This is a genomic window from Streptomyces bottropensis ATCC 25435, from assembly GCF_000383595.1.
GTDB lineage: Bacteria > Actinomycetota > Actinomycetes > Streptomycetales > Streptomycetaceae > Streptomyces > Streptomyces bottropensis.
Genome location: NZ_KB911581.1, coordinates 4769308 through 4783513, shown reverse-complemented (window position 1 = coordinate 4783513; position 14206 = coordinate 4769308). Strand labels below are relative to the sequence as shown.

Below are 14206 nucleotides of genomic sequence, written 5' to 3'. Positions count from 1 at the left end.
GACGGGACAGCCATGCCTTCTTTCGACACTCCCGAACCGATCGCGGCCACGGCGCACGTGGAGGCCGGTTCCATCCAGTTCACCGCGGGCGACCGCCTCGACACCGTCGTCGAGGTGCGGCCCCGTGACCCGAAGAAGGACCTGGACGTGCGGACGGCCGACCAGACCGAGGCCACCTACGCGAGCGGTGTACTGACCGTCCGGACACCGAAGCCCAGTCTGCTCGGTCTCGGCATCGGCCGTACCGGTACCGTGGACGTGACGGTCGAACTTCCCACGGGCTCACGCGTCGACATGACCGGCGCCTGGGTCCAGGTGCTCGGTGAAGGCCGGCTCGGCGAGGTCCGCGTGAAGACGTCCTCCGGCGACGTCCGCCTCGACACGACCGGCCCTCTGCACCTGACCGCCTCGCACGGCTCGATCACCGTGGACCGGGTGGAGGGCAGGGCCGAGATCACCACCAGTTCCGGCAGCATGCGCGTCGGCATCGTCGACGGTCCCGCCGTCCTGAAGAACTCGCACGGCACCACGACCGTAGGCGCCGCGACCGGCGAACTGCGGGTGCGCGGGGCCAACGGCGACATCGACATCGCGCGCGCCGAGGACTCGGTCACCGCCGCCACCGCCCACGGCACCCTGCGCGTAGGTGACGTGGCACGCGGCACCGTCCAGTTGGAGACCTCCTACGGCGCCATCGAGGTCGGCATCCGCGAGGGCACCGCCGCCTGGCTCGACGTCAGCTCGAACTCCGGCCAGGTACGCAACACCCTCACCGCGTCCGAGACCCCGGACGGGACGGGGGACACCGTCGAGGTCCGCGCCCGCACCCGGTACGGAAACATCGACATCCGCCGCGCCAAGGTCTGACCTCGGCGGCTTCGGCCGCGGCCCACGCACTCCCCACACCACTTCAGCCTTCGAATCGGAGGGCACCATGCCTTCATCTGTCATGCCCACATCCAAAAGCGGGGACGGCCGGGACGGTTCCCGGACGTCCACCGCCGCCTCCACGGCCGTCTCCGCCCTCGGTCTGCGCAAGTCCTACGGCGACAAGACCGTCCTCGACGGCATCGATCTGCGTATCCCGACCGGGTCCGTGTTCGCCCTGCTGGGGCAGAACGGTGCCGGCAAGACCACCGCCGTCAAGATCCTCTCGACCCTCGTCCCCGCCGACGGCGGCCAGGCCCAGGTCGCGGGCCACGACCTCACCGCCGACCCCCAGGCCGTACGCGCGGCCATCGGTGTCACCGGGCAGTTCTCCGCCGTCGACGGCCTGATCACCGGCGAGGAGAACATGCTCCTCATGGCCGACCTGCACCACCTGACCAAGGCCGAAGGACGACGCGTCGCCGCCGAACTCCTGGACCGCTTCGACCTCACCGACGCCGCGAAGAAACCCGCCTCCACCTACTCCGGCGGCATGAGACGCCGCCTCGACATCGCCATGACCCTCGTCGGCGACCCCCGCATCATCTTCCTCGACGAACCCACCACCGGCCTGGACCCCCGCTCCCGCCACACCATGTGGCAGATCATCCGCGAACTCGTCACCACCGGCGTCACCGTCCTGCTCACCACCCAGTACCTCGAAGAAGCCGACCAGCTCGCCGACCGCATCGCCGTCCTGCACAACGGCCACATCGCCGCCGAAGGCACCCCCGAACAACTCAAACGCCTCGTCCCCGGCGGACACGTACGCCTGCGCTTCACCGACCCCACCGCCTACCGCACCGCCGCCGGCACACAACCCCACGCCACCCGCGACGACGACGCCCTCGCCCTGCACCTGCCCAGCGACGGCACCCAGCGCGAACTGCGCGCCATCCTCGACCAGCTGGACACCGCCGGCATCGAGGCCGACGAACTCACCGTCCACACCCCCGACCTCGACGACGTCTTCTTCGCCCTCACCGCCGACACCACCCTCCCCCACCAGACCGCGCAGGCCACCCAGACCAAGGAGACCGTCCGATGAGTCCCCTCGCCCTCGCCGTCCGCGACTCCTCCACGATGCTGCGCCGCAACCTCCTGCACGCGCGCCGCTACCCGTCGCTCACCCTGAACCTGCTGCTCACCCCGATCATGCTGCTCCTGCTCTTCGTCTACATCTTCGGCGACGTGATGAGCGCCGGCATCGGAGGCAGCGACCGCTCCGACTACATCGCCTACATCGTCCCGGGCGTCCTGCTGATGACCATCGGCAGCAGCACGATCGGCGCCGCGGTGTCCGTGTCGATGGACATGACGGAGGGCATCATCGCCCGCTTCCGCACCATGTCGATCCACCGCGGCTCCTTCCTCATCGGGCACGTCGTCGGCAGCGTGCTGCAATGTGTCGCCAGCGTGGTCCTCGTGGGTGTGGTCGGCGTGGCCATCGGCTTCAGGTCCACGGACGCGACGCCCCTGGAGTGGCTGGCGGCGTTCGGACTGCTCGCGCTGTTCGCCGTGGCGCTCACCTGGATCGCGGTCGGCATGGGCCTGGTGAGCCCGAACGTCGAAGCGGCCAGCAACAACGCGCTGCCGCTCATCTTCCTGCCGCTCATCTCCAGCACCTTCGTGCCGATCGACGCGATGCCGGGCTGGTTCCAGCCGATCGCCGAGTACCAGCCCTTCACCCCGGCCATCGAGACCGTACGCGGCCTGCTCCTCGGCACCGAGATCGGCCACAACGGCTGGCTCGCCCTCGCCTGGTGCCTGGGCCTGTCCGCCCTCGGCTACTTCTGGTCGAAGTCGGTGTTCAACCGCGGCCCCAAGTAGCCGCCACGGCCACGCCGATCGCCTCCTACAGCCCGCCCCGCCCGAGGCGGCGTACACCGACACCACGTCGGAGTACGCCGCCTCGTGGATCTGGCTGGAAGGCCCGTGGTCGTGAGCCCTGGCCCTTGAGGGCCGAACGGCCCAGGCACGGCGCGCCTCGGCCGTGCGGGCGGGCGCCGGTGGAGGATCGGTGGGGTGGTGACCTCGGTACGGTCGCCCGGCACACCCCACCGCGTGAAGAGGCTGAGCACATGGACGAACGCGCCACGGGCGACGGCCGCTACGGCGAAGCCGTCTTCCGTCCGGAACAGACGGGTGAGGGTGAGCGGATCGACCTCGGCGCCCTCGCCTACGACGACATCACCATGGCTCGGCTGCGGGCACTCGGGGCGGGACCCGGATGGCGCTGTCTCGACGTGGGTGCCGGTACGGGCACGGTCTCGCGCCGGCTGCTGGAGGAGGCCCGGGTGACGAGCGTCCTCGCCGTGGACCGCGACGTACGCTTCCTGCGCACCCAGCCCGTGCCGGGGCTGGACGTGCTGGAGGCCGACATCACCGCACCGGGCTTCGCCCCCGGCCGGTTCCGGCTCGTCCATGCGCGCTTCGTGCTCATGCACCTCGCCGAGCGCGACCGACTGATTGCGACCTTGGCCGAACTCCTCGTGCCCGGCGGTGTGCTGGTGCTCAGCGACGCGGTCGACCTGACCAGCGACCGGACGCCCGTGACGCCGTACACCACGGTCATGCGAGCGATGTGGCAAGGGCTGCGGGCGAGCATCGGCACCGATGTCTCCTGGGTGCCGTCCTACCCGCACCTGCTGCGGGCGGCGGGCCTCACCTCCGTCGCGGCCGAGATCCATGTGCCGCCCCTGTTGCCGGGCGGTCCCCTCAGCCGCTTCTGGGCGGACACGTGGGAGCGGAGCCGGGACGCCATGCTCGCCACCGGCCTGGTCGACGACCGGGCCGTCGACGCGGCGGTCCGGTACCTGGGCTCGGACGAGTGCGCCGCGTTGTCGGCCGGCATGCTCACCGTCTGGGGGTGGAGACCGGAGAAGGAGGTCGTGCGTCCGGCGACGACGTGACCCATGCGCCTCGGCCACGTCGACGAAGGCCACGCGGTGCGTCTCCTGACGTTGCCCGAAACTTGGCTGCCTGTCATGACCACTGCCTGTGATGATCATTGCTTTGTCCGCGACCGGCTACCGCGGGTCCCGCCGCATCGCCGGAGGGCAACTGGCGTGCCTATGGCAACACGAATCCGATCACGTCCAGCACCAGCACATGGCGTTGCGCCAGCACCGACAAGATCGCCGTCGACGTGTTCGCGCAAGCCTGTGCGATCGGATCGTCCGGTGGAACCGGCGTGCAGGGGCTGTGATCATGCGCAACGACCGACCCAACCTCTACAACGTGGCGGCGCACATGAACCTGCGTACTTCCTCCGCCGGCCTGGGCAGTTGGTCGCGCGACTCGTCGGGGGTCGGGGGGAACTCCAGGTCGGTGTGCCTCGGAAAGACCGTCAACCAGAGCAGCCCGGTGAACGAACTCGGCAGGGTTCGCCGACACCGCGTCCCTAGGAGTGTCACCGACTGTCCGAACCGGTTTCCCAGGCCGAGGAACTGACCGTCCCGGCTCGCGGCGACCACGCGGCTCGCGGCGACCACCGGATCAGGTCATCGCCCCGGCCGTCGGAAGTGGGCATAGGGCGGATACGGCTTGAAGCAGACCAGCACCTCCAGAGGGTGTCCGCCGCCGGGTGGCTGGACCAGGGCCGGGAGTGCCGTCATGAGTGTCGAGCAGCCCTTGGCGACACCCTTCTGCAGCGGGCCCCAGCCCGCCGCATGGGCGAAGGACATGGCGGTTCCTGCGAAGACGTCCCGGCTGCCGAACAGGAAGAACGTCCGGGCGTGGGTGGCGTGCCGCAACTCGTCACGGTTGTCGGTCCGTTCGTGACGTTCGCGCCAGGCGGTGGAGTCCCGGTCGGTGCGTGCCTCGTCGGTGTGGACGGTCAGTGGGGTGCCGTCGGTCAGCTTGCGGCGCAGCTCGGGCCATGCGCTGGGGCGCAGCCCGAGTGTGTGGTGGGCCAGGACGAGGTCGACCAGCTCGCCCACACCCTCGTCGGGCGGCAGGCTGTCGCGCAGTGGTACGTGCACGATCGTGTGCCGGGAATAGGCGGCGAAGGAGAACAGTCCCGCGAGCCGGTTCAGCCCGTCGTGGTCGCCGAGCAGCATGCCGATGGGCTCGGGAGCGCGCAGTGTGGTGTGGCGAAGGGGCTGTCCGGGTTGGACGACACGGTGCTGACGGGGCCCGGTCCGGGGCCTGAACTGGCGCAGCCTCAGCCGCATATGGAGAACCTCATGGCCTCAGGATCGCGCTGTGCGCGTCACCTCGGCAACGGAGATTCAGTCGGGCATGGCCTTGCTGACCCGCTTCGCCATCTCCTCGGGCGGGACGTCCTCCACGTGCGTGGCGACATGCCACCGGTGACCGTAGGGGTCCTCGAACTGCCCGACCCGGTCGCCGTAGAACTCGTCCTTGACCGCGTTCACCTCGGTGGCTCCTCGGGCGAGGGCCTCGGCGAAGACCGCGTCCACGTCCTCGACGTACACATACAGGTGCACCGGTGTGCCGCCGAGTGACCTGGGTCCGCGGAACCCCAGCTCCGGGAACTCGTCCGCGACCATGACGACCGAGTTGCCGATCTGCAGTTCGGCATGGTGGACCTTGCCGTCCGGTGACGCCATCCGCATGCGCTCCGTGGCACCCAGGACAGCTATGTAGAAGTCGATCCCGGCCGCCGCGCCGTCGACACTGAGATACGGCGTGACGCGCGGGTCGTCCTCCGAGAAGGGCTTTGTGCTCACTGTCTGCCGCCTTCCGACAGGTGATGTCCGTTGCCGTGTTCGAAACCGTTCATCGCCGGCACACAGACATACTCGCCACCCCGCTGGTTGCCGGGACACAGCACAAGCCTGTCACTCATCACCGGACCACGCAGCCAGACGGTGGGTGCGCCTGCCGCATGCCACTCATGCACGGCTGTGACCTGCGACAACGCAAGGTGGTGCTCGCCTGCCCCCTGACGCCCCGGGCCCTGCTCCGGACGTCCTGCGCGAGCATGTGCAAACGCCTGCCGGGACGGCTCACACACCTCGTTCTCGTCGGCGAGCACCCCCTCTTCGTAGGAATCAATGCAGACAGCAGGGTTGCGGACTGGGAAGGGTGAGTAACATCCGCACACAGCACATTCATTTGTCGGGAGGGACTGCCATGACCGAAACACCTTCGGAGACGACTGATCTCAAGGCGCAGTACACCGCTCAGGTCGCCGCCGACCTCGAACGGAACGCCAAGGAACAGGAGCGCCTCCACGGAGAGATCGACGCTCTGCAGGAGCAACTCCGCAATCTGCAGCACGACCACAGTGTGCTGGCGAACATGCAGCAGGCGCTGGGCTTCGTGACACCTGAGACCGCTCCTGCGGCCGAGGAGGTCATCACAGCCCCCGTTCCGCGGCAGAAGACCGCCCCCACCCCGCCGGCCACCAAGCGCACGCGGGCGAAGAAGGCAGCCGAGAAGGCCGAGAAGGTCGAGAAGGCCGCTCCCGCACCGAGTGCCAAGCAGGCCAAGAAGCCCGCCGTCGCGAAGACCGCGGCTCCCAAGACGGCCGCAACCAAGACGGCCGCTGCCAAGACCGCGGCTCCCAAGTCGGCGACTTCCAAGTCCGCAGCTTCCAAGTCGACGGCTTCCAAGTCCGCGGCCCCGAAGAAGGACCAGCCCACCCTCGTCGAGCTCATCCGCCGGCACCTCACCGAGCAGAGCGAACCGCGCTCCGCCGCCGAGGTCGCCGCCGCGCTCACCCAGGCCCACCCCGACCGCCGTATCCAGACCAATGTCGTCCGCACGACGCTGGAGGGGCTCGTTGCCAAGAGCAACGCCCAGCGCAGCAGGCAGGGCTCGTCCGTCTACTACACCGCTCCCGACGCGCCGGAGCAGTCGGCCGCGCCGTCCCAGGCCGAAGCCGAGCCCGCACCGGCGAACGCCTGAGCCGACTGTTCAGAGGCCGGCGTCGTCGCCGTCGAGGTGGTCCGGGTCGTCCGCCGATGTCCTAGTCGGTGGCCGTCTCGGCGAACTGGTCGGTGCCGAACGGCTGGTTGATGTGTTCGCCCAGTTCGGACCAGTGGCGTCCGGAGAGTTCGGCGCCGGAACGGGCGTTTCCGTCTGCACACACGTCGATGAGTTCGTCGTGGTGTTCGATGGTGTTGCGGCCGCCGAGCAGGGTGGCGAACTTGCGGTGGAGGATGCGGTGGATCTGCGGGTGGAGCTGCTCGACGATCCTGCTGAGGACGGGGTTGTCGGCGGCCTCGATGGGGACGGCGTGGAAGCGGTCGTCGGCGTCGAGGGCCGCACCGATGTCGTTGGCGGCGACTGCCCGTTCGAACTCGCGGTTGGCCTCGCGCATGCGCCGGAAGTCGTGCTCGGTCATGACCGGGACGGCTGTCTCGATGGCGAGTCGGTCCAGGGAGCGCAGGACGGCGAGGGTCTTCGCCGCGTCGCGGGGGTTGAGAGTGGTGATGCGGGTGTGGACGCCGGGCTTGGCCTCCACCAGGCCGATGTCGGCGAGCCGGGCGAGCGCCTCGCGCACCGGGGTGCGGCTGAGGCCGAGGCACTCGGCGAGCTCACCGTCCCTGACCTTCTCGCCGGGGACGAGTTCGCCGCGCACGATGGAGTCGCGCAGGCGCCGCTCACTCTCCCGGCGCGGCTCCGCCACCGTCCCGGACCCGGCGCACCAGAGCCCTGGCCAGGACGAGCGGCGGCCAGCGAGCTTCCGATGACGTTCACTCCGGTGCGGGCCCCTGACGCCCATGTCGACGGCTTCCCCCGCTTCATGGCGGACCGGGCCGCCGTCGAGCGCTGGAAGCAGACCTTCGCCCTGTACTTCGGCGAGGTGCGGGGCGAGCCGACGCCGGGTTGGCTCGGGCTCAACCCAGGGGCGTAGCGACCGCGCTCGGTCGGGGGCCGTCCCACTCGGTCACGGCAGGATCGGTACGGTGGCTGACGGGACCAGGAGAGGGGCGGCACGGCCGTGAGCGAGCAGGCAGGGATCAGTACGGCCAAGGAGGCCGCCGACCACGAACTCGTGCTCGCCTTCGGGCGGCTGCAGGGGGCGGCCAACCGGCTGGAGTACATCCTCGGGCGGTCGCTCGAAGTCGAGTGCGGGATCAGCCACCTGATGTTCGAGGTGCTGCTGATCCTCGGCCGGGCGGGCGAGCCGGGACTGCCGATGCGGGCCATCGCCCAGGAGCAGGTCCTCACCACCGGCGGCGCCACCCGCCTGGTGGACCGCATGGAGGCGGCGGGGCTGGTGGCCCGGGCCGAGTCCCCCTCCGACCGGCGCGGCAAGTTGGTGCGGCTGACCACGCTGGGCGAGGAAACGACGGTGCGCGCGGCCCAGGTCCATGTGGAGAACATCAAGCGGTACTTCGTCGCCCCGCTCCCGGAGGCGGACCGCGAGCGCTTCGCCGAGGATCTGCGGATCCTCAGCCACACGGCTCGGGACGTCCTGCCCCGGCTGCCCTGACCGCACACCGAAGCGGCGGCCGAGGGCGGCGGCAAGAAGCCCCGCTGCTGACATCCTGACGTCGACCGGGGCTCTGTGACCTCCTTCACAGAGCCCCGGTGAAATATCTGACACGTCAGTCACTGTTCTGTCAGGTGACCGCCCATACCGGGCGACCCGTCACACGCTGTTGAGGTCACCATGAAGCTGGTCTACGTGTTCGACGCCTACTGCGGCTGGTCCCACGGTTTCTCCGGGACCCTCCGCGAGGTGGTCTCCCACCACCCCGAACTGCCGGTGGAGGTGGTCTCCGGCGGTCTGTTCACCGGATCGCGCCGGGTGCCGATCCGCGAGTTCGGCTACGTCCAGGGCGCGAACGCCCAGATCGCGGAGCTGACCGGTGCCGAGTTCGGCGAAGCGTACGAGAAGCTGACAGCCGACGGCTCGTTCGTCATGGACTCCGAGGCCGCCGCCCGCGGTGTGGCCGCCCTGCGCCTGGCGGCCCCCGACCGCGCCGCGGCCCTGGCCATGGACGTACAGCACGCCTTCTACGCCGACGGCCGCAGCCTGTCCGACCCGGTGACGTACGGCCTGGTCGCCGAGGCGGCCGGACTGGACGCCGACGCCGTCGTGACCGCGTTCGCCTCGCCCGAGGTGCGGGCCGCCGCCATGGCCGACTTCCGACGCGCGGCCGAACTGGGTGTCACCGGCTTCCCCACCCTGCTGGCCGTCGACGGCGACTCCGTGGCCCCCCTGGCCTACGGTCGCGCCACCGCGGACGAGGTCGACCGGCGACTGGCGACCCTCGGGGCCACCCGTACCTCCTGACCGTCGCCGTCCGGATCGGCCGCGTTCCCTCACTCCCCCACCAGCCGCCGCAGCCGGGCCTCCCGGGCGTCGACGGAGAGGGCCGCCTGAGGCACCAGACCGTCGAAGCCGTGGAACCGCCCGGCCACACGGGGAGTTCGGCGCTTCCCCCGGCCTGCCAGATCCTGGAGGCGTAGGTGACGTCCTCGTCCCGGAAGGTCTCCGCGGAACCCACGTCGATGAAGGCGGGGGGGCAGACCGGACAGGTCGGCCGCTCGGGCAGGGGCGGCGTACGGCTCGACGTCGTCGGTGCCGCGCCGCTCCCCCGCAGAGCGCTCCAGCCCGTCTCGTCGGCGGTGCGGTCCCATACGCCGAGTCCGGCCATCTGATGGGCGGACACGGTGTCGTTGCGGTCGTCGAGCATCGGACACATCAGCAGTTGGCCCAGCAGCCGCGGACCCCGGCGGTCGCGTCCGAGGAGGGCGAGAGCCGCGGCGAGTCCGCCGCCCGCGCTGCCCCCGGCCAGGATGACGCGGTCCGGATCGCCGCCGATCTTCTCGGCGTGCGCCACCGTCCACAGCAGTCCCCCGTAGCAGTCCTCGATCGGTGCCGGGTGCGGGTGCTCGGGGGCGAGGCGGTACTCCACCGACACCACGACCAGGCCCAGTTCCTCCGCCCGGTCCAGGGCAGTTCAGCGGGGGCCGGCGCCAGCGCATCGCCATCGCCCGGGCGGTCGCCCGCAAGCCGAGGCTCATCATCTGCGACGAGCCGACCAGCGCCCTCGACGTCACCACCCAGGCGGCCGCGCTGAGCCTCCTCTCCGAACTCCAGGACACCCTCGGGCGCGCCTGTCTGTTCATCACCCACGACCTCGCCGTCGTCAAGGAGTTCGCGGCCCGCACCCTGGCCCTGCAGCACGGGCGCATCGTGGAGGAGGGACCCAGCGTCGACGTTGCGACCGGCCCCGGCACGCGTACACCCGACGGCTGGTGGCTGCGGCCGCCCCCGTCCCCGACCCCGACCTCCAACGCGTCCGGCGGCAGCGGCGGTCGGAGGTGTCGGCGACGGCGTGAGCGCCGGTTCGGGCCCGGTGTCTCAGTCTTCCAGCGGCTCGTGGTCGAACCAGTCGAAGTGCACCGTGCCGGCGGTGGCGAACAGGCCGATGACCCGGCCCGTGAAGCCACCGGCCACCTCCGTGGACAGGTAACGGCCGTCCAGCGAGGCCAGTTCGACGAAGGTGCCGTCCCGCTCCTCGAACCCGAGCGAGACGAAGTCGGGTCCGGTGCGCGCGTCGTTCATGGTCCGCACCGGAACGGTCTCCACCCGGAGCACCACAGGTCCCGGGGGCACCGGCCGGGACGCCACCACGGTGTTGAGCGGGCCGATGCGGGCCCGGACCCGGACCTGCCCGGACGCGACCTCGACGGAGTAGTGGTGGCTCTCGTCGAGACGCACGGCCAGGCCGCCGCCCTGCCCCTGCGCCACATCGGCCGAGGTACGCACGCGGCACGCACGGTGCTGCTGACGTCGGCCCACGAACGTCACCTCGGCGTCGTCGAGGGACGTGCCACGGGCGCGCAGGGTCAGCCGGCCGGGCCGTTCCTTCGTGGTGCACTCCTCCGGGGTACGCCGGCGCAACGAGATCCACTGCGGGGCCAGTTCGGTGGCGTCGAAGTCGTCACGGCGCTCCGGTGCGACGGCGGGTGGATCGAGGGGCCAGGGCGGTGCGGGCATGTCGGTCGACAGGTCGCCGACGACGGGCCAGCCGTCGACCCATTCGACCGGCGCCAGGCAGGTCTCCCGGCCGAGTACGTGCCAGCCGGGGGTGCCGCCGCCCGGCCGCACCCCGAGCAGCACCATCCACCAGGAGCCGTCGGGTCCCTGCACCAGGTCGGCGTGGCCGGTGTTCTGGATGGGGTGGTCGGTGCCGCGGTGGGTCAGGATCGGGTTGTCGGGGCAGGGTTCGAACGGGCCGGTGGGTGCGTTTCCGCGGGCGATCGAGACGCCGTGGCCCCGCTCGGTGCCGCCTTCGGCGATGAGCAGGTACCAGTACTCGCCGATGCGGTACAGGTGGGGTGCTTCGGGGGCCTTGGCGCCGGGCGCGCCGGACCACAGCTGCCGGCGCTCGCCGAACGTCTCCCCGGTGTGGGGGTCGAGGCGGATCTGTCCGACTCCGGCGGTGGTGCACCAGCAGGTGCCGTCCTCGTCCCAGGCGATGTCCGGGTCGATGCCGTGCACTCCGGGCAGCCGGATCGGGTCGGACCAGCGGCCGGCCGGGTCGGTGGCCGTGAACAGCAGGTTGCCGTCGGCGCTGACGTTGGTGACGATCAGCCAGAACCGGCCGTCGTGGTGGCGCAGCGTTGGGGCGTAGATCCCACCGGAGGAGGCGGTGTCCGGCGGCAGACGCAGTTGGCTCGGTCGGTCGAGCGCGTTGCCGATCTGGGTCCAGTGCACGAGGTCGCGGCTGTGGAAGAGGGGGATGCCGGGGAAGTACTCGAAGCTGGAGCAGGCGAGGTAGTAGTCGTCGCCCGCCCGGCAGATGGACGGGTCGGGGTGGAAGCCGGGGATCACCGGATTGCTGATGGTGGTTCCCGCCGCCTCGGGCACGCTCGTCACCCTCATCGGGTCCTTTCGCCGTTTCGAAAGTTTCTCTCGCAATGACAGATACTTTCTCGATCAGGCTAGGCGGGGACCTATCGACGGTCAATGAGCCCGTGTGTCAGCTCTTGGGGGGAGCCGTACTGGCCCGGACCGTCAGGGTCGTCGCGATCTCCAGGCCGGCCTGGGGCGCCGGCTCGCCCCGGCCGAGGGTCAGCGCCAGTTCGGTCGCGGCCACGGCCATCTCGGTCAGGGGCTGGTGAACGGTGGTCAGCGGCGGGTCCACCCAGGCCACGACCGGAAGGTCGTCGAAACCGACGACGCTCAGGTCGTCGGGAATCCGCAGGCCGGCCTCCCGGGCGGCCTGGTAGACGCCGAGTGCCTGGAGGTCGTTGGAGGCGAAGACCGCGGTCGGGCGCTCCGACAGTTCCAGCAGGGTCCGGGCCGCCTCGTAGCCGTCCGCGCTGGTGAGCGGCGCGTACACGATGAGTTCCGGCTCGACCTGCAGGCCGGCGGCCCCCATCGCGGAGCGGTATCCGTCCAGACGGGCGCTGCAGTACAGCTGGTCCCGCGGGCCGCTGATCATGGCGATGCGGCGGTGTCCGAGCTGGGTGAGGTGGCGGGTGGCGGCCCGGCCGCCGGACCAGTTGGTGGCCCCCACGAACGGGACGTCGTCCGGCAGTTCGGTCGCCGGGTCGACGACGACGAACGGGATGCCCTTCGCCCTCAGCTGCTCCCGCTCGGCCTCGGAGAGCTGGGCCACCGACAGCACGCAGTTCGGCCGCCGCGAGACGGTGTCGTCCCAGGTGACCGGGTGCGTGTCGTGCAGCCCGAACTCGGACACCATGACGCCCACACGGTGTTGGCGGGCCACCCGCTCGACGCCCCGGATGATCTCCACGGCCCACATGTGCTTCAGCTCGCGGAAGACCAGCTCCACCACGTTGTTCCGGTGGGCGCCGGTCGGCTTGCGGTAGCCGTACCGGTTGACCAGTTCCTCGACGCGGGCGCGGGTGTCGGCGGAGACACCGGACTTGCCGTTGATCACCTTGGACACGGTGGGCACCGAGACCCCCGCCGACTCGGCGATGAACGCGATCGTGACCGGCCGGGGCGTGTCGCCCGGCGCGTCGTCGCCGCTGGGCGGCCCGTCAGCCGTGTGGTCCGCCAAGGCCGTCCGCCCCTCTCCGTGGATGTGCGCGCCCATTCTGGCATCCCGATACCGCGGCACCTGCGGCCTCTGACGCATCCGCACGGCAATTTCTCCGCCGCACACAGCGAAACTCTCCATGCCGGAGTTGTATCTCTGTCGGTCTACCGGCCGACGCTCGCGTCGCACACCCCCAGTCCGAAGGTGCACGTGCGGCACCGACTTCCAGGGACTGCGCCACGGCTCCCGCAACCTCGCCAGAGGCAGGGACTACACCGTCAGCGGCAACCGGCTCACGCCCGTGGTGTGCCGTGGCGGATCGATCTGATCAGCTACGACGGCCCGGTCCTGTCGAACGCCTCGGGCGGCACCGACGGCCCGTCCGTCCCGGCCCGGTTCCGGGATGACCAGCTCGCCACCATGGAGGCCAGGTACGACGGGAGCAACGCGGGCCCGGCGAGCCGGACCTCGTTCCAGCAGTGGGATTCTGGAGCCGCACCAAGGTGACGTACCTCGTCACCAGGTCGGGCAGCCGTGACCGGTTCGCCCGCCTGACGCCCGCCGCCGCGCGGCTCGGGCCCGGCCGCGCGGCGGCGGCACGGGTAGGGTGCATCCGCCATGTGAGAGACAGGAGACCGAGGTGACCGAGACGGCACGGACCGGTACGACGGTCGCCGAGGTGATGGCCGAGCTGGCCACGCTCGACGACCCGAAGGCGCGCGTGGTCAACGAGCGGCACGGCGACGACCACGGTGTGAACCTCGGCAGTCTGCGGGCCCTCGCGAAGCGGCTCAGGACGCAACAGGACCTCGCGTGCCGGCTGTGGGCGACGGGGGACGGCGCGGCGAGGCTGCTGGCGCTCCTGATCTGCCGCCCGAAGGCGTTCGGGCGGGACGAGCTGGACTCCATGCTGCGCGAGGCGCGCACCCCCAAGGTGCACGACTGGCTCGTGAACTACGTGGTGAAGAAGAGCCCGCACGCCGAGGAACTCCGCCTGGCGTGGTGTGCCGATCCGGACCCCGTGGTCGCGAGCGCCGGCTGGGCGCTCACCACCGAACGGGTGGCGAAGAGGCCCGAGGGCCTCGACCTCCCCGGGCTGCTCGACGTCATCGAGGCACGGATGAAGGCCGCCCCGGGCCGCCTGCAATGGGCGATGAACCACTGCCTCGCGCAGATCGGCATCGAACACGCCGAGCACCGAGCCCGTGCGATCGACATCGGCGAACGCCTGGAGGTGCTCAGGGACCATCCGACCTCCCCGGGCTGCACGTCGCCGTTCGCGCCGACCTGGATCGCCGAGATGGTGCGGCGGCGGCAAGCGACGTAGGGCCGCG

The 14206-nt window shown here is 70.7% G+C and carries 15 protein-coding genes and 3 pseudogenes; 11 read left to right on the top strand and 7 right to left on the bottom strand.

Going from position 1 to position 14206, the window contains the following annotated elements; genetic code table 11:
* The first annotated feature begins 12 nt into the window (after positions 1-12).
* The 4 genes from STRBO_RS0121110 to STRBO_RS0121095 all read left to right on the top strand — a co-directional run bounded on the left by STRBO_RS0121110 (position 13) and on the right by STRBO_RS0121095 (position 3839).
* The gene (locus STRBO_RS0121110) at positions 13-867 is read left to right on the top strand and encodes a DUF4097 family beta strand repeat-containing protein (protein ID WP_005474081.1); all 855 of its coding nucleotides are present in this window, start codon (positions 13-15) and stop codon (positions 865-867) included.
* An 82-nt stretch (positions 868-949) separates the two neighbouring features.
* The gene (locus STRBO_RS0121105; protein WP_020114729.1) at positions 950-1975 is read left to right on the top strand and encodes a daunorubicin resistance protein DrrA family ABC transporter ATP-binding protein; all 1026 of its coding nucleotides are present in this window, start codon (positions 950-952) and stop codon (positions 1973-1975) included.
* Complete coding sequence (locus STRBO_RS0121100) at positions 1972-2757, top strand: ABC transporter permease (protein WP_005474085.1); 786 nt, start codon at positions 1972-1974, stop codon at positions 2755-2757. Before STRBO_RS0121105 ends, STRBO_RS0121100 begins: the two co-directional genes overlap by 4 nt.
* 251 nt (positions 2758-3008) lie before the next feature.
* Positions 3009-3839, top strand: a complete 831-nt coding sequence (locus STRBO_RS0121095) for a class I SAM-dependent methyltransferase (RefSeq protein WP_020114728.1) — start codon at positions 3009-3011, stop codon at positions 3837-3839.
* A 591-nt stretch (positions 3840-4430) separates the two neighbouring features.
* Here STRBO_RS0121095 and STRBO_RS0121085 read toward each other — a convergent pair.
* Genes STRBO_RS0121085 through STRBO_RS43470 form a run of 3 tightly spaced genes read right to left on the bottom strand, consistent with a single transcriptional unit; the run spans position 4431 to position 5929 of the window.
* Positions 4431-5102 (bottom strand): hypothetical protein, encoded by a 672-nt coding sequence (locus STRBO_RS0121085; RefSeq protein WP_005474093.1) that lies wholly within the window; start codon positions 5100-5102, stop codon positions 4431-4433.
* A gap of 57 nt (positions 5103-5159) precedes the next feature.
* Positions 5160-5621: a VOC family protein gene (locus STRBO_RS0121080; protein WP_005474094.1), complete on the bottom strand. Its 462-nt coding sequence runs from the start codon at positions 5619-5621 to the stop codon at positions 5160-5162.
* Positions 5618-5929: a hypothetical protein gene (locus STRBO_RS43470; protein WP_158690934.1), complete on the bottom strand. Its 312-nt coding sequence runs from the start codon at positions 5927-5929 to the stop codon at positions 5618-5620. The genes STRBO_RS0121080 and STRBO_RS43470 overlap by 4 nt, the downstream gene beginning before the upstream one ends.
* Before the next feature lie 98 nt (positions 5930-6027).
* On the opposite strand from STRBO_RS43470, the gene STRBO_RS0121070 reads away from it, so the two are divergent.
* Complete coding sequence (locus STRBO_RS0121070) at positions 6028-6804, top strand: hypothetical protein (RefSeq protein ID WP_005474098.1); 777 nt, start codon at positions 6028-6030, stop codon at positions 6802-6804.
* 61 nt (positions 6805-6865) lie between these two features.
* On the opposite strand, the gene STRBO_RS0121065 is transcribed toward STRBO_RS0121070, so the two are convergent.
* Positions 6866-7528 carry a GntR family transcriptional regulator gene (locus STRBO_RS0121065; protein ID WP_005474099.1) on the bottom strand — a complete coding sequence of 221 codons (663 nt, stop codon included), beginning with the start codon at positions 7526-7528 and terminating at the stop codon, positions 6866-6868.
* A gap of 84 nt (positions 7529-7612) precedes the next feature.
* Here STRBO_RS0121065 and STRBO_RS42900 point away from each other — a divergent pair.
* The 3 genes and pseudogenes from STRBO_RS42900 to STRBO_RS0121050 all read left to right on the top strand — a co-directional run.
* A pseudogene (locus STRBO_RS42900) lies at positions 7613-7756 on the top strand (ABC transporter substrate-binding protein); the annotation flags it as partial.
* Between the two features lie 87 nt (positions 7757-7843).
* Positions 7844-8338, top strand: coding sequence for a MarR family winged helix-turn-helix transcriptional regulator (locus STRBO_RS0121055; protein ID WP_005474101.1), 495 nt, complete (start codon positions 7844-7846; stop codon positions 8336-8338).
* Positions 8339-8518: 180 nt separating this feature from the next.
* Complete coding sequence (locus tag STRBO_RS0121050) at positions 8519-9145, top strand: DsbA family protein (RefSeq protein ID WP_005474103.1); 627 nt, start codon at positions 8519-8521, stop codon at positions 9143-9145.
* Between the two features lie 178 nt (positions 9146-9323).
* Here STRBO_RS0121050 and STRBO_RS40310 read toward each other — a convergent pair.
* Positions 9324-9770: pseudogene (locus STRBO_RS40310) on the bottom strand (alpha/beta hydrolase fold domain-containing protein); the annotation flags it as partial.
* Between STRBO_RS40310 and STRBO_RS45950 the strand changes: the two are divergent.
* A pseudogene (locus STRBO_RS45950) lies at positions 9731-9856 on the top strand (hypothetical protein); the annotation flags it as partial. The pseudogenes STRBO_RS40310 and STRBO_RS45950 overlap by 40 nt on opposite strands.
* A gap of 363 nt (positions 9857-10219) precedes the next feature.
* On the opposite strand, the gene STRBO_RS0121035 reads toward STRBO_RS45950, so the two are convergent.
* Both STRBO_RS0121035 and STRBO_RS0121030 read right to left on the bottom strand, forming a co-directional pair.
* Positions 10220-11746, bottom strand: coding sequence for a glycoside hydrolase family 43 protein (locus STRBO_RS0121035; RefSeq protein WP_005474110.1), 1527 nt, complete (start codon positions 11744-11746; stop codon positions 10220-10222).
* Between the two features lie 97 nt (positions 11747-11843).
* Positions 11844-12929, bottom strand: coding sequence for a LacI family DNA-binding transcriptional regulator (locus tag STRBO_RS0121030; RefSeq protein WP_005474112.1), 1086 nt, complete (start codon positions 12927-12929; stop codon positions 11844-11846).
* Positions 12930-13178: 249 nt separating this feature from the next.
* Here STRBO_RS0121030 and STRBO_RS0121025 point away from each other — a divergent pair, with 249 nt between their 5' ends.
* Together STRBO_RS0121025 and STRBO_RS0121020 are read left to right on the top strand one after the other, a co-directional pair.
* Positions 13179-13379 carry a hypothetical protein gene (locus STRBO_RS0121025; protein WP_005474113.1) on the top strand — a complete coding sequence of 67 codons (201 nt, stop codon included), beginning with the start codon at positions 13179-13181 and terminating at the stop codon, positions 13377-13379.
* A 175-nt stretch (positions 13380-13554) separates the two neighbouring features.
* Positions 13555-14199 (top strand): DNA alkylation repair protein, encoded by a 645-nt coding sequence (locus STRBO_RS0121020; RefSeq protein WP_202499480.1) that lies wholly within the window; start codon positions 13555-13557, stop codon positions 14197-14199.
* Positions 14200-14206: the final 7 nt, after the last annotated feature.